This window comes from Roseburia sp. MSJ-14, assembly GCF_018918225.1.
Classification (GTDB): domain Bacteria; phylum Bacillota; class Clostridia; order Lachnospirales; family Lachnospiraceae; genus Petralouisia.
The window spans coordinates 1-23,173 of sequence record NZ_JAHLQD010000005.1; the positions used below are offsets into that span (position 1 = coordinate 1).

The 23,173-nt window shown below is 38.1% G+C and carries 16 protein-coding genes; 1 reads left to right on the plus strand and 15 read right to left on the minus strand.

The features are described from left to right. Nucleotides 1-198 precede the first annotated feature (198 nt). The 12 genes from KQI83_RS00375 to KQI83_RS00430 form a co-directional block, all read right to left on the minus strand. Nucleotides 199-681, minus strand: coding sequence for a C-GCAxxG-C-C family protein (locus tag KQI83_RS00375; protein WP_216553879.1), 483 nt, complete (start codon nucleotides 679-681; stop codon nucleotides 199-201). 19 nt (nucleotides 682-700) lie between these two features. Next, nucleotides 701-1,552, minus strand: coding sequence for a carboxylating nicotinate-nucleotide diphosphorylase (gene nadC, locus KQI83_RS00380; RefSeq protein WP_216553880.1), 852 nt, complete (start codon nucleotides 1,550-1,552; stop codon nucleotides 701-703). After that, nucleotides 1,518-2,840 carry an L-aspartate oxidase gene (locus tag KQI83_RS00385; protein ID WP_216553881.1) on the minus strand — a complete coding sequence of 441 codons (1,323 nt, stop codon included), beginning with the start codon at nucleotides 2,838-2,840 and terminating at the stop codon, nucleotides 1,518-1,520. The genes nadC and KQI83_RS00385 overlap by 35 nt, the downstream gene beginning before the upstream one ends. A 75-nt stretch (nucleotides 2,841-2,915) precedes the next feature. After that, nucleotides 2,916-5,159 carry a DNA gyrase/topoisomerase IV subunit A gene (locus tag KQI83_RS00390; protein WP_216553882.1) on the minus strand — a complete coding sequence of 748 codons (2,244 nt, stop codon included), beginning with the start codon at nucleotides 5,157-5,159 and terminating at the stop codon, nucleotides 2,916-2,918. A gap of 190 nt (nucleotides 5,160-5,349) precedes the next feature. After that, nucleotides 5,350-7,272 carry a DNA gyrase/topoisomerase IV subunit B gene (locus KQI83_RS00395; RefSeq protein WP_216553883.1) on the minus strand — a complete coding sequence of 641 codons (1,923 nt, stop codon included), beginning with the start codon at nucleotides 7,270-7,272 and terminating at the stop codon, nucleotides 5,350-5,352. A gap of 187 nt (nucleotides 7,273-7,459) precedes the next feature. Further along, nucleotides 7,460-7,996, minus strand: coding sequence for a hypothetical protein (locus KQI83_RS00400; protein WP_216553884.1), 537 nt, complete (start codon nucleotides 7,994-7,996; stop codon nucleotides 7,460-7,462). Nucleotides 7,997-8,012: 16 nt separating this feature from the next. After that, nucleotides 8,013-8,750: a hypothetical protein gene (locus KQI83_RS00405; protein WP_216553885.1), complete on the minus strand. Its 738-nt coding sequence runs from the start codon at nucleotides 8,748-8,750 to the stop codon at nucleotides 8,013-8,015. A 22-nt stretch (nucleotides 8,751-8,772) separates the two neighbouring features. Then, nucleotides 8,773-9,792: an NAD(P)H-dependent glycerol-3-phosphate dehydrogenase gene (locus tag KQI83_RS00410; protein WP_216553886.1), complete on the minus strand. Its 1,020-nt coding sequence runs from the start codon at nucleotides 9,790-9,792 to the stop codon at nucleotides 8,773-8,775. A gap of 17 nt (nucleotides 9,793-9,809) precedes the next feature. Then, nucleotides 9,810-10,472, minus strand: a complete 663-nt coding sequence (gene plsY, locus KQI83_RS00415) for a glycerol-3-phosphate 1-O-acyltransferase PlsY (protein WP_216553887.1) — start codon at nucleotides 10,470-10,472, stop codon at nucleotides 9,810-9,812. Between the two features lie 2 nt (nucleotides 10,473-10,474). Then, on the minus strand, nucleotides 10,475-11,797 hold the full coding sequence (gene der, locus KQI83_RS00420; protein WP_216553888.1) for a ribosome biogenesis GTPase Der: 1,323 nt from the start codon (nucleotides 11,795-11,797) through the stop codon (nucleotides 10,475-10,477). Nucleotides 11,798-12,052: 255 nt separating this feature from the next. Further along, complete coding sequence (nifJ, locus tag KQI83_RS00425; RefSeq protein WP_216553889.1) at nucleotides 12,053-15,589, minus strand: pyruvate:ferredoxin (flavodoxin) oxidoreductase; 3,537 nt, start codon at nucleotides 15,587-15,589, stop codon at nucleotides 12,053-12,055. 166 nt (nucleotides 15,590-15,755) lie between these two features. Then, nucleotides 15,756-18,524: a diguanylate cyclase domain-containing protein gene (locus tag KQI83_RS00430; protein ID WP_216553890.1), complete on the minus strand. Its 2,769-nt coding sequence runs from the start codon at nucleotides 18,522-18,524 to the stop codon at nucleotides 15,756-15,758. A 213-nt stretch (nucleotides 18,525-18,737) separates the two neighbouring features. On the opposite strand from KQI83_RS00430, the gene KQI83_RS00435 reads away from it, so the two are divergent. Continuing rightward, the gene (locus KQI83_RS00435; RefSeq protein ID WP_216553891.1) at nucleotides 18,738-20,378 is read left to right on the plus strand and encodes an ABC-F family ATP-binding cassette domain-containing protein; all 1,641 of its coding nucleotides are present in this window, start codon (nucleotides 18,738-18,740) and stop codon (nucleotides 20,376-20,378) included. Nucleotides 20,379-20,476: 98 nt separating this feature from the next. Here the strand turns inward: KQI83_RS00435 and sufU are convergent, their stop codons facing one another. From sufU to KQI83_RS00450, 3 genes are read right to left on the minus strand one after another with little or no spacing between them, the layout of a single operon-like run. After that, entirely contained in the window at nucleotides 20,477-20,902 is a 426-nt protein-coding gene (gene sufU / locus KQI83_RS00440; RefSeq protein WP_216553892.1) for a Fe-S cluster assembly sulfur transfer protein SufU, read from the minus strand. Continuing rightward, complete coding sequence (locus KQI83_RS00445; RefSeq protein WP_216553893.1) at nucleotides 20,892-22,103, minus strand: aminotransferase class V-fold PLP-dependent enzyme; 1,212 nt, start codon at nucleotides 22,101-22,103, stop codon at nucleotides 20,892-20,894. Before KQI83_RS00445 ends, sufU begins: the two co-directional genes overlap by 11 nt. Next, a complete protein-coding gene (locus KQI83_RS00450; RefSeq protein WP_216553894.1) occupies nucleotides 22,090-23,166 on the minus strand; it encodes a SufB/SufD family protein in 1,077 nt (358 codons plus the stop codon). The genes KQI83_RS00445 and KQI83_RS00450 overlap by 14 nt, the downstream gene beginning before the upstream one ends. Nucleotides 23,167-23,173 lie beyond the last annotated feature (7 nt).

The following is a 23,173-nucleotide window of genomic DNA, read 5'->3' on the forward strand; positions in this document are numbered from 1 at the left end:
CTTTGGTATGAAAACTATATGGTACTGGCATTTCCAGCGAACATGTGATAAACTTTGATTGTCCATTAAGGACCGCCTCCTTTGTTTTGAGATTGGCTTGCGATACCTTTCTCATTGTAACACAGGAGGCTTTTTATTGTTATCCTACACGCTACTGCTTACTCCATTCACCCCAGCATAGCTGGGGGATTAGGTTTTTCATTTATTACTTTTTTCTAATGGATGCTCTTTTATATATGCCTCCATAATTCCTGCTGCCATTTTTACCAGCTGCTCACAAGGACGTTTCTTATAATATTCCTCGGTACGCTGTTCCGGCTTAGGCTCGTCCCTTTTTTGAGTCAGCCCTAATAGTTCTCTACAAACAATGGAACCATTTTCTGCCTCATATGCCTTTGCCAATTCCTGTACCCTTGCATAATGCTCTGACTTTCCCTCATAATCCCGTGGCTCATGATAGCCATACAAAAGTCCTGCAACAATCAACATTCCACTGACACCACCGCAAACTTCACGAAGTCTTCCCATTCCTCCACCAAAGGATGAACTGACTTTTAAAGCGGTTTCTCTGTCTATATCATACAAATCTTCAAAGGCAAGCACTACGGACTGAGAACAATTATACCCTGCCCGAAAATTTTCTCCTGCCTTTTTTGCATATTTGCTTTCTTCGTACTTCACAACTTCACTTCCTAATCTTTTAGATTACATGAAGATTTTTCAAGGAAACATCCATAATTGGAGCGGAATGTGTTAATGCACCACTGGAAATATAATCTACACCTAGTGAAATGTAGTGTGTAATATTTTCCTTTGTTACATTTCCGGAACACTCGATTTCTGCTTTTCCATCAATAAGTGCTACTGCCTTTTTCATTTCTTCTACGCTCATGTTATCTAACATAATAATATCTGCACCGGCTTCTAAAGCCTCTGCTACCATTTCTACGGTTTCACATTCTACTTCAATTTTTCTTACAAATGGCGCATATTCCTTTGCCATAAGTACCGCCTGTTTTACGCCGCCTGCTGCACCAATATGATTATCTTTTAACAACACACCATCGGAAAGGTTATAACGATGATTATATCCACCACCGGTTTTTACTGCATACTTTTCAAAAATACGATTGTTTGGTGTTGTCTTTCTTGTATCTAATAACTTAACCTTACTTCCTTCTAATAACTTTGCTACAGAATTGGTATAAGTAGCAATACCACTCATACGCTGTAAGTAGTTAAGTGCTGTACGTTCTCCAGATAAAATTGCTCGAATATCTCCGGTTACAGTTCCGATAATCTCACCATTTTTTACGGTATCTCCATCTTCAAAGTTTAGTTTTACACAAATTTCATCATCCAAAAGTTCAAATACACGCTTAAATACCCAAAGTCCGGATAACACACCATCCTGCTTACAGATTAACTGTGCCTCTCCCTTTTGCGCCTTTGGCATAACTGCATTTGTTGTAACATCTTCACTGGAAATGTCCTCTCTTAATGCCTGTAAAATCAACTCATCCACATTTAATGTCATGGTTATGTTGTTCATATTCCTTTTTCATCCTTTCTATTTCCTGACGTACCATATCTTTATTTTCCTGATTAAATTCATTCAAATTCAAATACTGTCCCGGGTCAAATAATTCTTCTGCTATTTTTTCAGGTGCCTTTGTATCGTTCTTTTCTAATATATCCTTTGCTGCTCTTTCTGCAAAAACGAGACTCTCTAACAACGAGTTACTTGCAAGACGATTTGCTCCGTGTACTCCATTACAGCAAGTCTCTCCCACTGCATATAAGTGATTCATAGAAGTCCGTCCTTCTAAGCTAGACTGAATTCCACCCATAAAGTAGTGCTGTCCCGGTACTACCGGAATGCACTCCTTGGTTACATCATATCCTTCTTCTAAGCAACGTTGGTAAATATTAGGAAAATGGCTTAAAATATCCTCTTTTGCAATTGGTGCCATAGATAACCACACATATGGCTTACCATCTTCTTCCATTTGTTTATGTATTGCCGCTGTTACAACATCCCTTGGCAGTAATTCATCTACAAATCGTTCCATTTTGGCATTATAAAGCAATGCTCCTTCTCCACGCACTGACTCTGAAATCAAAAAGCTTCTGCCTGGCTTCTCGGAATACAAAGTTGTTGGATGAATCTGCACATAATTTACATCCTGAAGTGCTATTTTATGACGCAATGCAATGGCTATAGCATCTCCTGTAATATGTGGAAAATTGGTAGAATGACGATATAAACCGCCAATTCCGCCACATGCAAATACCGTGTTTGGTGCAGTAATCGTATCTACCTTTCCATCCGGGAGTTGCACCACCAGTCCATAACATGCATTATCTTTACATAAAATGTCCAACATTGTGGTATATTCATATAACTTGATATTTTTACGCTCTTTTACACGTTCTAATAAAGTTCCGGTAATTTCTTTTCCTGTAATATCTTCATGGAAGAGAATTCTTGGACGAGAATGTCCACCCTCTCTGGTAAATGCCAGTTCGCCGTCTTTTCTTTCAAAATCAACACCATATTCTATCAGTTTCTGCGCAATATGCTGTGAACTACGAATCATCACTTCTACGGATGCCTTATTATTCTTATAATGCCCCGCCTTCATGGTGTCTTCAAAATATCCATCAAAATCATCTTCAGAACGCAACATGCACATACCACCCTGCGCTAAAAATGAATCACTGCTTTCTGCATCTTTCTTTGTTATAACTGTTACTTTTTTATCTTCTGGAAATTGTAGAGCACAGAACAACCCAGCTGCTCCTGTTCCGACAACTATAACATCTGTTTCTCTTTCCATTTCATCACCTGCTTACTCCTTTTTCCGCTCATTATAGCACAATCAGCTCTTACTTACAAGTTACTTGTAAGTTTCCTACTTCTTTACGCCCTTTCCATCACGGTTTGCTACCCGCAATCGATGAAGTGCAATTTCTTTTCCTCGAACCTCTATGTTCTTTTCTTCCTCTGCTTCTAATAAATATATTGCATCCAGCTTGTCTTTTAGCTCTATCTTCATACCTCGGACACCAACTGCTCCTTTTTTCTTTTCCGGTACATCTTCTGCGGCAAATCTTAAATACATTCCCTTTTCCGTACCCATAACGATAGTTTCTCCTTCTGCTCCGGTTACAGGTTGTATCATCAGAACTGTTGCACCTTCATTTAATTTCGTGGCAGCTGTGGTTCGTTTCGAAACATCAAACTCTCCACCGTCTACCTGTTTTAACATACCATCACTGCTTGCAAATAGCAGCTTTCTTCCTAACAGATTTCCGATACTTTCAATATAAACCATATTTTCTTCACTACTGCTATAATTACTTACATTATCAATTGGTGTTCCCTTATCTCGGAACTTTCCGTAAGGCAAGTCTAATACCTTTACCATATGCATTTGTCCTTTGTCGGTAAAAATACATAATCTATCGGTATTCATACAGTGAATGATGTATTTATTTTCTGCATCTGCTGCTTCTTTGTTTCTCTCATAAGCAGCTACATCAATGGTCTTAGCATAACCAAAGCGATCCATTAAAAGGATTACCGGTATCTCTTCGATTTTCTTTTCTTCAAATACCGCCTCTGCTGCATTTTCAATTGCAGTTTTACGAGGACTTGCGTATTCTTTCTTAAATCCTTCTAATTCCTTGACGATAACCTTTGCCATTGCCGCACGGCTTCCTAAAATTTCTTCATATTTTTCAATATTTTGCAATGTAGTCTCATGTTCTTTCATTAAGGCTTCTATTTCTAACCCAATCAACTTATACAAACGCATTTCTAAAATTGCAGTTGCCTGACGCTCGGTAAAATTTAATTGTTTGGCATCCGCTTCTGAACCCTTATAACGAAATTCGATTTTTTCCGTATTACCATTCATAAGACAGTCTTTGGCATCTTTTATATTCTTTGAGCCTCTTAAAATCTCAATGATCAAGTCAATCACATCACATGCCTTGATTAAGCCTTCCTGAATTTCCTTTTTGTCTAATTCTTTTGCCAATAAGGTCTTATATTTTCTGGTTGCAAGCTCATACTGGAAGTTCACATGATGACGGATAATAGATACCAATCCCATGGTTTCCGGTCTGCCATCTGCTACTGCTAACATATTCACACCAAAAGTATCTTCTAATCGCGTTTTCTTGTAAAGCATGTTTTTCAGGTTCTCTACATCTGCGCCTTTTCGAAGTTCCAGTACAATACGAATTCCCTCTTTGGAAGATTGGTTGGAAATATCTACAATATCGTTGGTTTTCTTTGTTTCTACCAAACTATATACATCATTTAAAAATTTTCCAATATTAGCACCAATCATTGTATATGGGATTTCGGTAATTACCAGACGCTCTTTTCCGCCCTTTACCTGTTCTACTTCTACTTTTCCGCGAATTTTAATCTTTCCGCTTCCTGTTTCGTAAATATTTAATAAATCGTCTTTATTTACTACAATTCCGCCTGTAGGAAAATCCGGTCCCTGAATGTGTTCCATCATTTCTTTGGTTGTAATATCCGGGTTTTTCATGTATGCCTTAACTCCATCAATTACTTCACCGAAATTGTGTGGTGGAATACTGGTTGCCATTCCGACAGCGATACCATCTGCTCCATTAATGAGAAGGTTTGGTACTTTTACCGGCAAAACAGATGGTTCTTTTTCTGTTTCATCAAAGTTTGGTACAAAATCTACTACATCTTTATCTAAGTCGGCAAGGTATGCTTCCTGAGTAATTTTCTGCAAACGAGCTTCGGTATAACGCATTGCCGCAGCTCCGTCTCCTTCTATTGAGCCAAAGTTACCATGTCCATCTACCAGCGGCATTCCTTTCTTAAATTCCTGTGCCATTACAACCAAAGCCTCGTATATGGAACTGTCACCGTGTGGGTGGTATTTACCCATGGTATCTCCTACAATACGCGCACATTTACGGTATGGTTTATCATATTTTATTCCAAGTTCATGCATATCATAAAGGGTACGTCGCTGTACCGGTTTTAATCCATCCCTTACATCCGGCAATGCTCTGGCAATAATAACGCTCATGGCATAATCAATATATGACTTCTGCATGATTTCCGAATATTCGGTTCTTATGATCTGTTCATTTTCCTGCATAACAATTTCCTTTCTATGAGAATGTTAAATTGGAGTTGCTATCCAGTGAAAAGCTCTCGGAGCATCCGCACCGAGAGAATATTGCACAGAAATTGCATCTGGAAAACAAGTTTTCCGAGTGCAATTTTCGTGCAATTAGTCCTGATTGCTTTGCAATCGGACCTTTTCACTGGTATTTCAACCAATCTTACTATATATCAAGTTCTGCATCATGGGCATGTTCATGGATGAATTCTCTACGCGGCGGGACTTCTGTTCCCATCAGCATTTCTGTTACATCTGAAGCCATTCTTGCATCTTCGATTTCTACTTTTTTCAAAATTCGTGTTGCCGGGTCTAGGGTTGTCTCCCAAAGCTGCTGGGCATCCATTTCTCCAAGACCTTTATATCGCTGCAACGTAAAGTTTCCTTTATGGGTTTTACGATACTTCTCCAATGCTGCATCATCATATAAGTATTCTTCCTCCCCTTTGGATGGAATTGCCTTATAAAGTGGCGGCATTGCAATGTACACATGTCCTTCAAATATTAATTCTGGCATAAAACGATAAAACAACGTAAGCAATAATGTGGAGATATGCGCCCCATCCACGTCCGCATCTGCCATAATAATAATCTTGTCATAACGAAGCTTTGTAATATCAAAGTCATTCCCAAATCCTTCGGAAAATCCACATCCAAATGCATTTATCATGGTTTTTATTTCTGCATTTGCCAGTACTTTATCAATACTTGCTTTTTCTACGTTCAAGATTTTACCTCGGATAGGAAGAATTGCCTGGAAATTACGGTCACGAGCTGTTTTTGCTGAACCGCCCGCAGAATCTCCCTCTACGATAAATATTTCACAAATAGATGCATCTCTGCTTTCACAGTTTGCTAACTTTCCATTGGAATCAAAGGAAAACTTCTGTTTTGTCAAAAGATTTGTCTTTGCTTTTTCTTCCGTTTTTCGAATCTTAGCTGCCTTTTCTGCACAGGCAATGACACTCTTTAGCGTGTCCAGATTCTTATCAAAATAACGCTGTATCTCTTCCCCGGTTACTTTTCCGGTTGCTCTTGCAGCGTCCTGATTGTCTAACTTTGTTTTGGTCTGTCCCTCAAATCTTGGTGCCGGATGCTTTACAGATACAACGGCAGTTAATCCGTTTCTTACATCTGTTCCTGTAAAGTTCGCATCTTTTTCCTTCAAAATTCCAAGTTCTCTGGCATAGTTATTAATCACGGTTGTAAATGTCGCTTTAAATCCGGTCAAATGCGTTCCGCCTTCTGCATTGTAGATATTATTACAAAATCCCAATACATTTTCGTGGAATTCATTGGTATACTGAAAAGCTACTTCTACTACAATACCTTCACTTTCTCCTTTAAAGTAAACAACATCATGAACAACTTCTGTTTTCTTATTTAAGTCTTTTACAAATCCACTGATACCCTCCGGCTCATGGAATTCCAAGTGCTCTGTCTCTTCTCCACGTTTATCTTCATATATAATGGTTAAGTTTGGATTCAAATATGCAGTCTCATGCAGACGACTCTTTACATCATCCTCTTTAAATCTTGTTTTTTCAAAAATCTCCGGATCCGGTAAAAAGTTTATTTTGGTACCACGTTTTTTCGTATTTCCTAATATTGGAAGTAATCCATTTTCTAACTCTACTACTGGTTTTCCCTTCTCATAACGATCATGATGAATTTTTCCATCTAAATACACTTCCAAATCTAAATAAGTAGATAATGCATTTACGACAGAAGAACCTACTCCATGCAATCCTCCGCTTGTTTTATACGCTTCGTTGTCAAACTTTCCACCTGCATGAAGAGTGGTAAATACCAAACGTGCCGCTGAAACTCCCTTTGCATGCATTCCTACCGGGATTCCTCTTCCATTATCCTCTACGGTACAAGAACCATCTGCCTCTAATGTTACTCGTATGGTATCACAATACCCCGCCAAATGTTCATCTACGGAGTTATCCACAATTTCATAAATCAAATGGTTGAGTCCTTTTCTCGAAACACTTCCTATATACATACCGGGTCTTTTTCTTACTGCTTCAAGACCTTCTAAAACCGTAATATTCCCGGCACCATACTCCTGCTTCTTTGCCATTTCCTTCTTTCCTTTCTTACTATATCTATCCTCTTTCAAACGATTTGCTCTATTTTTATGCTCTAATCGATAGTATGTTCTGTTTTTTCTAAACGTTCCTAGTATAACACAATATTTTGTGGTTTGCAAAATTTTTCCTATACAAAAAGACGGATATTGGCAATTTCCAAATTTCCGTCTTTCTCGATTATTGACCATTCTTTAACAATTCCTTATATATCATATATATCTCTATTTCTGCCTCCGTGTCAGATTCCATGTTTCGCTTTTCCTGCCATATGTCTATCATTTCTACTACCTTTTCCTGATTTTCCATCAAAAAATCCATAGTTAACTTTCCTTCTGGCAATTCAGTATATCCAATACATTCTGCATACTGTTTTCCACTTCCATTTTGCATATATTCGTTAAACGCATCTATTTTTCGCTGTGTTTCCCCTGTCGCTGCCATTTTAATAAGAGTCCCGTCTTTCTGTTCTTCTTTTTCGCATGCAACATATGCTAACTCAAACTCTTCCATTACATTTCTTTTTTGCACATTGTTAACTCGTTTTTCCTCTATGTGCATAAACTTGTCAATTTTGCCATTTACACCAGTTACAAATTGACTCCAGGGATTCTGCATTTGTTTCCAACTCACTCCTGCAAGTCCCATAAGAATTACAATTACTACTATTACAACACTTATACTAATTAACATCTTCTCATATAGTTTCTTCTTCATTTTTCTCTCCCCACTTTTAGTCATTATTTATAATTATCTCTGCTTTTGGAAAAGCCTTTTTTAACTTTTCTACTTCTCTCTTGTCCTTCGACAATGGAGTATTACTTAGCTCTATTCGCTCTAATTGATTCGCCCCAATTAAATCATCCGCATTTGAAATATCACTATGCTCCAATCTGACTTCTTTTAATTTAGGAAGTTGACCTAAAACAGAATAATCTTTTATGTCACTATAAAAAATTGATACCGTTTCTAACTTATTACATCCTGCCAAAAAATCTATATTTTGTAGTTGGCATTTTTCATACACATTGGAAAAAGTAAAACTTTTTAGCTTGCGTAATTTAGGCAATACCTCTTTCAAGCCTTCTTGAAATTCTTTGATTTGTTTCTCACTTGCCTTGCTTTTTACTCTACTCCAATCAAGTATTTTATATGCCACATCTGCACCTGCATATCCTAAAATTGTTACTTTCTCTGCCTTTTTACACTTTTTCATATCTGTAAGAGTAGTATAATTTTGGGGATTTCCGATACAAAGTTCTTTTACCTCTTCTAATTCTCTATAACGTATATCCTCTACTGTAATGGTCGTACCGTAACCATTTCCAACAGAGTCACAAATAGAAATTCCCATATTAATATCTTCAAAATGAACATAACTATTTGCATGCCAAAAATAAATTATCAGCAGTACAACGACTGCTGATAAAGTTCCTATCACTAAATGCTTCTTCTTTTCTTTCCCTTTCATTATTTTTCTTCCTTTCTGTTATCTACTTTTCTGCTTCTTCCCACAAATCCTCGTGTTCTGCCTTTTTGTCACGAAGCATCAATTCTGATACCGCCTCTTTTGCCGGCTTATCTTCAAATAATACCTTGTTTACCTGTTCGATAATCGGCATGGATATCTGATATTTCTTCGCTAATGCCATAGCTGCTTTTGCAGAATAAACGCCTTCAACTACCATTTGTACTTCGTTCATTGCTTCTTGCATAGTCTTTCCCTGACCAATTAAGATTCCCGCACGACGGTTTCTACTGTGCATGCTGGCACAAGTTACAATCAAATCTCCGATTCCGGTCAGTCCAAAAAGAGTTTGATATTTTGCCCCCATTGCAATTGCAAGACGACTAATCTCCGCAATTCCTCTGGTAATAAGTGCTGCCTTCGTATTATCTCCGTATCCTAATCCATCTGCCATTCCCGCTGCAAGTGCAATTACATTTTTCAATGCACCACCTACTTCGATTCCAAGCATATCCGGACTGGTATAGATTCTAAACTCTTCATTCATAAATATATTCTGAATATACTCTGCTGTCTTTTTGTCATGTGCGCCTACTACACAAGTGGTTGGCAAACCTTTTCCTACTTCTTCTGCATGACTTGGACCAGATAAAATTGCTACATTTGCCTGTGGGATTTCTTCTTCGATTACATCCGATAAAATCATCAATGTACTTTCTTCAATTCCTTTTCCCACATTTACAATCAACTGTCCTTCTGAAACAAATTCCTTCATGCTTTTTGCTGTGCTTCTGGTATGTACAGAAGGAACTGCCAACACTAAAAGATCTCTGTCTTTTACTGCTTCTTCCAGACTTGTTGTTAAGCCCATTTTCTCTGAGAGTTTTACTCCCGGAAGCTTTGTAACATGCTCATGTTTTTCCTTTAACATGTTAATTTCATCTTCTAAAATAGACCAGATAGTAACATCGTGTCCATTCTTTTCTAATACAGTTGCAAGAGCAATTCCCCAGCTTCCTGCACCAATCACGCTTACTTTTGCCATAATTTCCTCCACTATTTCTATGCAGTCTTTTTCTCTTCTGACTTATGAAGGGAAAGTTTATTTTCTGTTCCACTTAACAAACGTTTGATATTTGCTCTATGTCTCCACAATGCTAAAATGGTAAACAATCCACCTACAATATATATTTCAGGTAACAGCTCTGAATGTACTCCTAACATTCCATTCTGTCCAAATATTACAAGTTGTATGAAAAAGCTCAGTACTACTAAAATAGAACCAAGTGATACATAACGAGTGATTGCTACTGCACCAATAAATAGAGCCAGACAGACCGGTGCCATCAATGGATCGAATGCTAAAATAAATCCTGAGGTACATGCAATTCCTTTTCCACCTTTAAACTTTAAATAAAAAGGAAAATTATGTCCTAATACTGCACCAAATCCTGCATACATTTCTAATAATTTTACACCATCCGGGTATTTTCCACGGAATAATAACCATGCTACCAACATTGCTAACATTGCTTTTCCCAGGTCACCCACAAATGTAACTAATCCAGCCTTCCATCCTAAAGTACGAAGTGCATTGGTAGTTCCCGCATTTCCACTTCCCTGCTTTCTTATATCAACATCATGAGCCTTTCCATAGATATATCCAGTTTGAAACAAGCCGAAAATATAACCAATAACAAGACTAATCACTCTGCTTGCAATCATCACTAATCTTCCTTTCTCTCTCGTATAATAAACTTTAATGATGTTCCGCGGAATCCAAATGCATCTCTAATACGATTTTCCAAGTATCTTGTATAGGAAAAATGCATCAATTCCTTATCATTTACAAAAATAACAAAGGTTGGCGGCTTCACTGCTACCTGAGTAATATAGTAAAGTTTCAGTCTCTTTCCTTTATCTGAAGGTGGCTGCTGCATTGCTACTGCTTCTGCCATAATCTCATTTAATACTCCGGTAGCTACACGCATGGAGTTGTTTTCCAATACCATATCAATCATTTCAAATAATTTCTGTGTACGCTGTCCGGTTTTTGCAGAAATAAATAAAATTTCGGCATATGGCATAAAGCTTAAAATCTGACGGATACGCTCTGTATGCTTATAAATGGTCTTGTCATCCTTTTCCACCGCATCCCATTTATTTACTGCAATGATAATTCCCTTTCCACGTTCATGTGCAATTCCGGCAATCTTTGCATCCTGTTCGGTTACACCCTCAGTTGCATCAATTACAATCAGAACCACATCGGCACGTTCCACTGCGGTAACAGCTCGAATAATACTATAACGCTCCAGCTCTTCTTTAATTTTATTCTTGCGTCGCAATCCCGCGGTATCAATAAAGACATATTCTGTACCATGATACTTGATAACTGTATCAATGGCATCTCTGGTCGTTCCTGCAATATCAGATACAATTACTCTGTCTTCTCCGCCTAACTTATTAATAAGAGAAGATTTTCCTACATTTGGCTTTCCTATAATTGCTACCTTGGGTCTGTCATCCTCTGTTGCCTCATCTACGTCTGCCGGGAAATGTTTTGCCACTTCATCTAACATATCTCCCAGACCTAGACGAGAAGCTGCTGAAATCGGAATTGGTTCTCCGATTCCTAAATTATAAAATTCATATACATCTGCCATGAATTTTTCAAAACTATCTACTTTATTTACTACCAATATTACAGGCTTATGGGAACGACGCAACATATCTGCCACCTTGGAATCTGCGTCTACTAATCCCTGACGTACATCTACCATAAATATAATTACATCTGCCGTGTCAATTGCAATCTGCGCCTGTTCTCTCATCTGTGATAAAATAATATCTTTACTCTCCGGCTCGATTCCTCCTGTGTCAATCAGGGTAAATGCCATATTTAGCCAACTTACATCTGCATAAATTCTATCTCGTGTTACACCGGGCGTATCCTGAACAATGGAAATACGCTCTCCGGCTAATACATTAAACAGGGTAGACTTTCCTACATTTGGTCTTCCTACCACCGCAACTACCGGTTTACTCATATTTTTCTCCTTTCCTTTACTGATGCTATTGCACCATACAGGTATACCGTAAAGGTATTTTACAAGTCAGGTCACAAAACCCCGACCGATTGATTTTACAATATCTATTCGTACTTGTAAAGTTTTTTCCATAATACTTTAAAACATACTTTTATAGTATAACAGACTTTTGAGAAATAGTAAATGCTCGTATAACACCAAAAGAGAGTACCCAAAACGGATACTCTCTCTTTAAATTAACCTTATGAATTCAAATTACTTTTCACCATACAGTGTAATTAACTTGTTCAGGTATTCATAACGTTCTTTTGCATATTCTTCAGACTCTGCAAACAGTTTTTCTGCTCTTTCCGGATTGAATCTTGCAAGTGCATTGTAACGAACTTCTCCGTTTAAGAATGCCTTGTAATCTCCAGTAGGTGCCTTGCTGTCTAAGGAGAATGCTGCTTTTCCTTCCTTCTTCAATTCTGGATTGAAGCGGAATGTATGCCAGTAACCAGCTTCTACTGCATTCTTCTCTTCTGTCTGAGCTTTGCTCATACCAATCTTAATACCATGGTTGATACATGGAGCGTAAGCAATAATCAGGGATGGTCCTGGATAAGCTTCTGCTTCTGCGATTGCCTTAACACACTGGTTGTAATCAGCACCCATTGCGATCTGTGCAACGTATACATAACCATAGCTCATTGCGATAGAAGCAAGGTCTTTCTTCTTCATTTCTTTTCCGCCTGCTGCGAACTGAGCGGTTGCTCCTGTAGGAGTAGACTTAGAAGACTGTCCACCTGTGTTAGAGTAAACTTCTGTATCGAATACCATTACGTTGATATCCTGTCCACTTGCTAATACATGGTCAACTCCACCGAATCCGATGTCGTATGCCCATCCGTCACCACCGAATATCCACTGGGACTTCTTAGCAAGGAAATCTTTCTCTGCAAGGATTTCTTTGGAAGCATCACATCCACAAGACTCTAATGCTGCTACTAACTTATCGGTAGCTGTTCCATTCAGAGCACCTACAGTATAAGTATCTAACCATTCTTTTCCGGCAGCTACAACATCTGCGTTCTTGCCATCAGCAACTAATGCTTCTACCTTTGTTCTTAATTTTCCTCTTAATGCTTTCTGAGCTAATAACATACCGTATCCAAACTCAGCAGCATCTTCGAATAAGGAGTTAGACCATGCTGGGCCATGTCCTTTTTCGTTTACAGTATATGGTGTAGAAGGTGAGGAGTTACCCCAAATAGAAGAACATCCTGTTGCATTTGCAATGTACATTCTATCACCGAATAACTGTGTAATTAACTTAGCGTAAGGTGTTTCTCCACATCCACCACAAGCTCCGGAGAACTCAAGTAATGGCTGTTTGAACTGAGATCCTTTTACGGTTGTTTCTTTGAACTTCTCAACAACTTCTGGTTTCTTTTCTACTGTTAAACCGAAATCAAAGTATTTCTGTTCTCCAACGTTTTCTTCGCAGTTTGCCATAGAAAGTGCTTTTTCGCCTTTCTTTCCTGGACATACGTTAGCACAAGAACCACATCCTGTACAGTCAAGTGCGGAAATTGTCATGCTGAACTTGTATCCTGGCATTCCTGTCATATCAAGTGTCTTCATTCCTTCTGGAGCCTTAGCAGCTTCTGCCTCTGTCAATGCAACTGGACGGATAACTGCATGTGGACATACATAAGAACAGATATTACACTGAATACAATTTTCCGGATTCCATACTGGAACATCTACTGCGATACCACGTTTTTCAAATGCAGCAGAACCAGACGGAGTCTGTCCATGTTCATATTCTTTTACTACAGATACTGGAATCTTATTACCTTCCTGAGCATTAACAGGAATCTGGATATTGTTAACGAAATCAACAACATCTTTTCTATCTCCTGTTGCAACTTTTGCAAAGCTTTCATCCTTGGCATCTTTCCAGCTTGCAGGTACATCAATCTTAACAACTCCAGTTGCTCCGGCATCGATAGCATCGTAGTTCATCTGTACGATCTTATCACCTTTTCTTCCATAAGTAGCTTTAGCTGCTGCTTTCATCAGCTCGATAGCTCTTTCTTCCGGAATAATAGCTGCCAATTTGAAGAAGGCAGACTGAAGTACAGTATTGATACGTCCACCAAGTCCGATTTCTTTACCAATCTTGATACCGTCGATGGTATAGAACTTAATATCGTTTTCAGCAATGTATCTCTTAACCTGTCCTGGTAAATGCTCCTCTAATTCTTCTGGAGACCAAGAACAGTTCAAAAGGAAAGTTCCGCCCGGTACTAATTCCTGAACCATATTGTACTTACGGATGTAAGCTGGGTTATGACAGGCAACAAAGTTTGCCTGCTTAATTAAGTAGGTAGACTTAATTGGTTTCTTACCGAAACGTAAGTGGGACATTGTTACACCACCGGATTTCTTGGAGTCATAATCAAAGTATGCCTGAGCGTACATATCTGTGTTATCTCCGATAATCTTGATGGAGTTCTTGTTTGCACCAACAGTACCGTCAGCACCAAGTCCCCAGAACTTACAGTTGATAGTTCCTTCTGGTGTTGTTACAGGGTCTTCTTTTACTTCAAGAGATAAGTTTGTAACATCATCATAGATACCAATTGTAAATCTTTCTTTTTCTGTATTGTTGTATACAGCAATAATCTGTCCAGGAGTTGTATCCTTAGATCCTAATCCGTAACGTCCGCTTGTAATCTGAACGCTTTCAAACTTAGTTCCCTTTAATGCTGCAACTACGTCTAAGTATAATGGCTCTCCAAGAGATCCAGGTTCTTTTGTTCTGTCTAATACAGCGATTAACTTAACAGTTTCAGGAATAGCTGCTACTAAAGCTGCTTTGTCGAATGGTCTGTATAAACGAACCTTAACAACTCCGACTTTTTCTCCCTTAGCCATCAAATAATCAATTGTTTCATCGATAGTATCACATACGGAACCCATAGCGATGATAACTTTTTCAGCATCTGCTGCACCATAGTAGTTGAACAATTTATAATCTGTTCCTAATTTGGCATTTACTTTATCCATATACTTCTGTACGATTGCTGGCATTGCATCGTAAGTAGTATTACAAGATTCTCTTGTCTGGAAGAAGATATCCGGGTTCTGTGCAGAACCATCCTGACGTGGGTGATTTGGATTCAATGCATTCTTACGGAATTCATCGATTGCATTCATATCAACCAGGTCTTTCAAATCTTCATAATCCCATGTTTCGATTTTCTGAATCTCGTGAGAGGTTCTGAATCCATCGAAGAAGTTGATAAAAGGAAGTTTTCCTTCCAGTGCTGCACAATGTGCTACAGGTGTTAAGTCCATAACTTCCTGTACGGAAGATTCACAGAGCATTGCAACACCAGTCTGACGACAGGCGTAAACATCAGAGTGATCACCGAAAATATTTAACGCATGGCTGGCTACGCAACGTGCGGATACATTGAATACTCCCGGAAGTCCTTCACCTGCAATTTTGTAAAGGTTTGGAATCATCAATAATAATCCCTGGGATGCAGTATAGGTTGTAGTTAAAGCTCCTGCTGCCAAAGAACCGTGTACAGTACCTGCTGCACCTGCTTCAGACTGCATTTCAGTTACCTGAACTGTCTGTCCGAAGATGTTCTTTCTTCCCTGTGTTGCCCATTCGTCTGTAGCTTCTGCCATAACAGAAGATGGTGTGATTGGGTAGATGGCTGCAACATCAGTATATGCATAAGAAGCATGTGCTGCTGCGTGGTTACCATCCATGGTTTTCATAGATCTCTTCATTACATTTTCCTCCTACCTAAATTGTGCATATTTACTTTTATAAAGGTAAATATACAGGTTTTGTGATTCAGTATTTTAAGTGAATCAATTTGAATGTTGATAAATTTTTTCACATTCTTAACTAAACTATACTCACATTGTCACAAAAAATCAATAGTTTTTCCCCTTATTTTATGTATTTTTCTGAAAACACCCGCATAGGAATCGGCTGTTCAAAAAGGAAGCCCTGACCGTACTCAAAACCGCATTTTGTCAGGAAGTTACACTGTTCTTCCGTCTCTATCCCCTCAACGATTGTTTTTTCTCCTACGCTATGTATTAATCGCCCCATTTCTTCCATAAATATGCGCCCTTTTTTATTATTTGTTTTCTTTAAAAAGCTCTTGTCAATTTTCACCACATCCACCGGAACATCCATTAACATGCTAAGGGATGAATAACCTGTCCCGAAATCATCCATTGCTACTTTAAAACCAGCTTTTCGCAATTTTTGTATTTCTTGCTTTACTAACTCATCACCTACACTAAATAGACTTTCCGTAATTTCAATTTCAATACATGCTGGGGGGATTCCATATTTTTCTGCTTCCGTAACTATTTTGAAGTAAATCCCTCCGGTATCAAAATGTTTTCGTGAAAAATTCACAGAAATTACCGGAATGGCAATTCCCAACTCTTTCCACTGGCGCATTTCCTTTAACACTTGCTGGTACACAAAAAAATCTAACGCAATAATATCTCCTGATTTTTCCAACGCTGGTATAAATTCTTCCGGACATGCAATTTTCCCTTTTCTCCGTTCCCAGCGTATCAGGGCCTCACCTCCTATAAATCTGCGTTTTTCACCCAGTTGTACTTGTGGCTGTATATAAACTTTAAATTGCCCACGCTCTAATGCTTTCGGGAATTCTTCTATAATCTTTTTTTCATTTTCTCTTTGCAGACGCAGCTTTTTCTCATACACTCTGCAAAAAATACTGTCATTCCCTTTTATGCTCTTTCTGGTTAAATTTGCATTCTCTATTGCAATTTCTAACTTTTCTGTTGGACTTTCCATATAATAAATTCCGGTAGAAAGTTTTATATTTTCTAGTGCATACTTGCGTTTTTGTTGCCCGATATAATCAGTATTCTTTTTTACTACTTGCTGCAATATATCCTCTTTACTTTTTCCCCACATAAATCGAATAAATAAATCAGAATATAAACGGCATGCAATGGTATTTTTATCTTCCATAAGTATTGTTGCAAATTCCTTTAGCACTTCATTTCCTATCTCTTGTCCATAATTATCATTCAGATAAGAAAAGTCATTAATATCCGTATAAACCACTGCATATTGCAAATTTTTATCCCATTCTTTTATCTTATTTTGCACATTTTCCTTAAAAGCTTCTTCGTTATAGAGCCCCGTCAAGGCATCCCGCTTTTTTAATTTTCTTATGGTTTGCCGTTCTTCTTCCTGTTGGCGGCGAACTGCTACAAATACGGAAAGTAAATATACCAGTTCTCGAAACATATTCTGCTCTACCTCGCTCCATGTTCTGCTTTTTTCCATATCACAGAACATTACATATCCTCTTCCCTGATCAAAATAGGAAAAGGAACCGCTCAGCATTGCATGAATTCTATTTTCTTTAAATATCTCTTTTTCTTCTTTATTTAATTCTCCCCCTTCCAAACAATCATGGATGCAGACCAATTCTTTTCCGTCCATCTTTTCTCGTATTTTTTTCCATTTTGGTCTTTCTTCCGATATCCACTGTTTCGGTAAAATTCCCTGCTCACGGTTCCATGCATTCGTACGCTTAAATTCTTTTTTTCCTTCATCGCACTCTAACACTGCAACCGCACCCAGGTCATATTTTCTTCCAATTCTTTCTATTAATAGATTCAAGGAATTGTTTACATCTTTTGCATGGGATAACAATAAAAAGGCATTGGTTAAAAAATCAGAATCCTGACTTCGCCCTGCTCTATATTGACTGGTTCGACTCTCTATCTGTTTTTCCTTTTTTTCTTCACCATTCGTCTCTAAAGTTCGCGCCACCCAATACTGATTCTTTCCTTCTTTCTTTGCCTGATACATTGCCCCATCAGCTGCTGAAAATAACGTAGCATAATCTCCCTTTTCATTCTGGTATAAGGAAATTCCTACGCTACATGTGATTCTTACCTGTTCTTCTACCCCATTGTATTCTTGTCTTACCATATCACAAACATTCTGTGCTTTTATTCTCGCCTGATTTTCCCCGGCATGTTTCATAAAAACAACAAATTCATCTCCCCCGATTCTTCCCACAACATCACTGTTACGAAACAGACCTATTATCTTTTCTGCGATATTAACAAGTACACTATCCCCAAATAAATGTCCGAATGTGTCATTAACATTTTTAAAATTATCCACATCAATTAAAAAGAATGCATGCTCCCCTTCTGGTTCGTTCTGTAAAAACTCCTCTATGCTTTCTTTGGTAGTTTCTTTATTCAGGACTCCGGTTAATCCATCCAGTTTCAGTCGCTTTTCCATTTCATCCCATTTTGACTTTTGTATGGTAATTTCTGCTTCTGCCTGTTTTCTTCCATGAATATCCCATCCTGATACCAGGTAATATGGAATTTCTTCCTGATATCCGAAAAAGCGCATTTTTATCCCCAGCCAATGTATTTTTCCTTCTTTATCATGGATTCGAAATTCACATTCCTGTGTTTTCCCGCTATGCAGAGCTTCTTCCGTTACTCTCTGCAATCTTCGCAAATCTGCCTTATGCACAATATCAAAAAAATCATGTGACATGTGATTAATCTCACTAAGTGTATACCCACTTGGTACAAAAAATTCTTCATTTCCACTAATAATTTTCCAATTCTTTCCACCCTGTATCACAGCACTACCACCCGGTATCTGCTGTATTACTTTTTCATATTCCATACACTTCACCCATTTTCTTAATAAATACCTTTATTTGTAATATTATAACAAATTTTTCCATGTATTTCAATTATTTTCAATTATTTTGCACAATATTGTTTTGAAAAAAGTTTAATTTTTTTCCCAAAGTTCTTGCAAAATAGGATATATACGGTAAAATAGAAAAGACTGAGTAATTTTGCATATATGAAATAAGTAGAAAGGTGTATTACAATGATTAGTGCAAACAACGTAACATTAAGAATCGGAAAAAAGGCTTTATTTGAAGATGTAAATATTAAGTTTACAGAAGGAAACTGTTATGGTCTTATCGGTGCAAACGGTGCCGGAAAGTCCACCTTCTTAAAAATCTTAAGCGGACAGTTAGAACCTACCAGTGGTGATATCACTATTACCCCGGGGCAGCGTCTTTCTTTCTTACAACAGGATCACTTTAAATATGATGAATTTCCTGTTTTAGACACTGTTATTATGGGAAATCAGCGTCTTTACGATATTATGAAAGAAAAAGATGCTATTTATATGAAGGAAGACTTTTCTGACGAAGACGGTATTCGTGCCAGCGAACTGGAAGCTGAGTTTGCTGAAATGGATGGATGGAATGCAGAATCAGATGCTGCCCAGTTATTAAACGGATTGGGAATTGATACCGAATTCCACTATTCTTTAATGAAAGACTTAAACGGTGCTCAAAAGGTCAAAGTTTTGTTAGCGCAAGCTTTATTCGGTAACCCGGATATTCTTCTTCTGGACGAACCTACCAACCACTTGGACTTAGATGCCATTGCATGGTTAGAAGAATTCCTTATCAATTTTGAAAATACGGTTATCGTGGTATCCCATGACCGTTACTTCTTAAATAAGGTATGTACCCATACTGCTGATATTGACTATGCTAAGATTCAGCTCTATGCCGGAAATTATGACTTCTGGTATGAATCCAGCCAGTTGTTAATTAAGCAGATGAAAGAAGCAAATAAGAAAAAAGAAGAAAAAATCAAGGAATTACAGGATTTTATTTCTCGTTTCTCTGCAAATGCTTCTAAATCCAAACAGGCGACTTCCAGAAAGAAGGCTTTGGAAAAAATTCAGTTAGACGAAATCAAACCTTCCAGCCGAAAGTATCCTTATATTGATTTCCGTCCAAACCGTGAAATCGGAAATGAAGTTTTAGCTGTTGAAAACTTAAGCAAAACCATTGACGGTGTAAAAGTTTTAGACAATATTTCTTTCATCGTAGGACATGATGATAAGATTGCATTTGTCGGCGGAAATGAGTTAGCAAAAACTACATTGTTTAAAATCCTTGCCGGAGAAATGGAACCGGATGAAGGTACTTATAAATGGGGTGTTACCACTTCCCAGTCTTATTTTCCAAAGGACAACACCGAAATCTTTGACAACGACCTGCAAATTGCTGATTGGTTGACACAGTTTTCAGAAGTAAAAGATGCTACCTATGTGCGTGGTTTCTTAGGAAGAATGTTATTTGCCGGAGAAGACGGCGTGAAAAAAATGAAAGTATTATCCGGTGGAGAAAAAGTGCGTGTACTTCTTTCTCGTATGATGATTGAAGGCTCTAATGTTTTAATCTTGGATGAGCCTACTGACCACTTAGATATGGAATCTATCACTGCCTTGAATAATGGATTGATTAAATTCCCGGGAGTTATTTTATTTGCTTCTCGTGACCATCAGGTTGTACAGACTACCGCAAATCGTATTATCGAGTTCTTACCAAACGGAAGTCTGATTGATAAGATTACAACTTACGATGAGTACTTAGAAAGTGATGAAATGGCAAGAAAACGTCAGGTATATTCCACCAGTGATGATCAGGAATCAGATGACTAATTTCATTTTTGAAATTATAGTTTAAAACAGGAGAAGCCTTTTTTGAAAAACAAAGGCTTCTCCTGTTCTTTGTTTACGCCAGTTTCTTATCGCTTTTTCTAATTATCGTTAAACATATCTTCTAAGGTATGCCATCCGAGCACCGCACATTTTACTCTGGCTGGCATATGGGAAATATCAGAAAGTGCAGAAGCTTCTTCTAGTTCTTCCATCTCCTCTTCCGTGGCTTTTCCTTGAATCATTTTAAGAAAAATTTCCGCAAGGTGAAGTGCTTCTTCCTTTTTTCGCCCGATAATTAAATCTAACATAATATCTACGGATGCCTGGGAAATGGCACACCCACTTCCTTCAAAAGCACCATCGGTAATGCATCCATCTTCTACCTTAAGCTGCAACACAATATCATCGCCACAACTTGGATTTACTCCTTCCAACATCAGATTTGCATCTTTTAACACATGTTTGTGTTCCGGATGTAAATTGTGTTCTGTAAGAATTGTATTGTAAAAATTTCTAGTCTCCATAGCCCATTCTCCTTCTTATTTCTTTTAGGCAGGCAATAAAATGCTCAATATCCTCTTCATCATTGTAAAAGGCTATACTTGCCCGAGTTGTAACTTTATCACCTAAATATTCCAGAAGTGGCTGGGCACAGTGATGTCCTGCCCGCACTGCGATATTAGATTCATCTAATATAGAAGCTATATCATGGGGATGTACCCCTTCTATGGTAAAACTTAAAATTCCATGATGTTCTTCCGGCTTTGTGCTTCCTAATATTTTTAGATATGGGATTTGCTGCATCTGTTCAAATGCTATTTTTGTTAATTTCTGTTCTCTTTTTTGAATATTTTCGATTCCCACTTGTTCCATATAGTCAATTGCCGCTGCTAATCCTACAGCTCCTGCTGCATTTACAGTTCCTGCCTCGAACTTATGTGGCAACTGGGTATAAATTGCACCCTCTCTGGTTACTTTATCTATCATTTCACCACCTCGCAAGAATGGTGGCATTTTCTGAAGAAGTGCTTTTTTCCCATAAAGTACGCCAATTCCCATAGGTGCCATTAGTTTATGTCCGGAAAAGGCTAAAAAATCTGCATCTAATTTTTCTACATCAACAGTAATGTGTGGTGCACTCTGAGCGGCATCTACTAACACTACGCCACCCTTTTGATGTACCAGCTTTATAATCTTTTCCACCGGAGCAACACTTCCTAACACATTGGAAATATGACCGATTGCCGCTAATTTTGTTTTTTCACTCACTGCCGCTTCTATATTTTTTTCAAGGAAACTGCCATCCTTTTCACATTCCAAAAATACCAGTTTTGCTCCCGTCTGTGCAGCTACCATCTGCCATGGCAGCAAATTGCTATGATGCTCTGCTATGGTAACTAAAATCTCATCCCCTTGTTTTAGCCGGGTGAGTCCATAACTATATGCCACCAGGTTAATACTTTCTGTGGTATTTCTGGTAAATATAATTTCTTCTGTGGAAGAAGCATTTAAAAAGGCTCTTACCCGCTCTCTTGCACCTTCATAAGCATCCGTTGCCGCCATTCCGATGCGATACAATCCTCGCAATGGATTGGCATTGCTTTTTTTATAAAATTCCTGTTCTGCTTCTAATACAGAATACGGACGCTGTGCTGTTGCCGCACTGTCTAAATAGACCAGACTGTGATCTTGTAGTAAAGGAAAATCCTTCTTATAATCCTTCATGAATTCTTTCCTCCAAATAACTCTGTATTTTTTCTTGCATTTCCTGTGAAGGTACCATACTGCATAATGCATCCATTTTTGCCTTTGCTACCAGTTGCTCTGCTTCTTTTCGCTCAAATCCACGAGAACCCAGATAAAATAAAATCTGCTCGTCTAATTTTCCGATGGTAGCTCCATGACTTCCTTCTACATCTTCCTCTCCGCACAAAATCAGAGGAATCGTCTGATTTACCACATCTTCACTTAGTAGCAATACATCTTCACTTTCTGCTCCTTTTGCTCCACTACACCCGGTAATAAAATCAAGGGTTCCTCGAAACAGCTTAAACGCTTTATCTTTCAAGATTCCGGTTGCTGTAATCTGACTTTCTGTTTTCTTTCCGATATGACGTACTACATAATTCATATCGACACGCTCTGTTCCTTCTGCCAAATATCCAATATCCATCTGATAATTGCTGCGTTCCCCTGATAGTTCTGTGGAAGCCCCTGTATAAAGTTTACCTGCTCCCAGTTGAAGCTGAAGATTCATAATCTGTGCGTCTTTCTCACATTTTCCCCCAAAGTCGCACAAACACTCTGTATTTTTACTTAGCAACTGTATCGTATAAAGATGAACCTTTGCATTTTCCTTTGCATAAACTTTTGTTTGATTTGATACAGAAATTTTCATTTCGTCTTTGGAACAATACAGTAAGATTACTGTTACCTCACTGTTTTCTTCTGCTTGAATCTGCAACTGGTCAAAATATCTGCCTTCTTGAACATACTCATACTCAAGTACAATAGGTTCTTTCTGAATACTGTTTTCAGGAATAAAAAGCGTATTGATTTTTCTTGCTGTCTCTCCTTCCGGCAACAATTCTGCCACTTCTTTTCCCATTCCCGTTTCTATTTCTTGCATGGGAGCTTGTTTTTCTAAACGCACGCCCTCTGCATTTGGCACTCTTTCTATCACATCGCAGGCTTTTTCGGCTGTTTCCATGGAAATTTTGGTTTCATTCATTTTAAGCCAATTCCAAGTCTTTGCCGGAAGTCTGTTTATTACTATATTTTTTTCCATGTGTTCT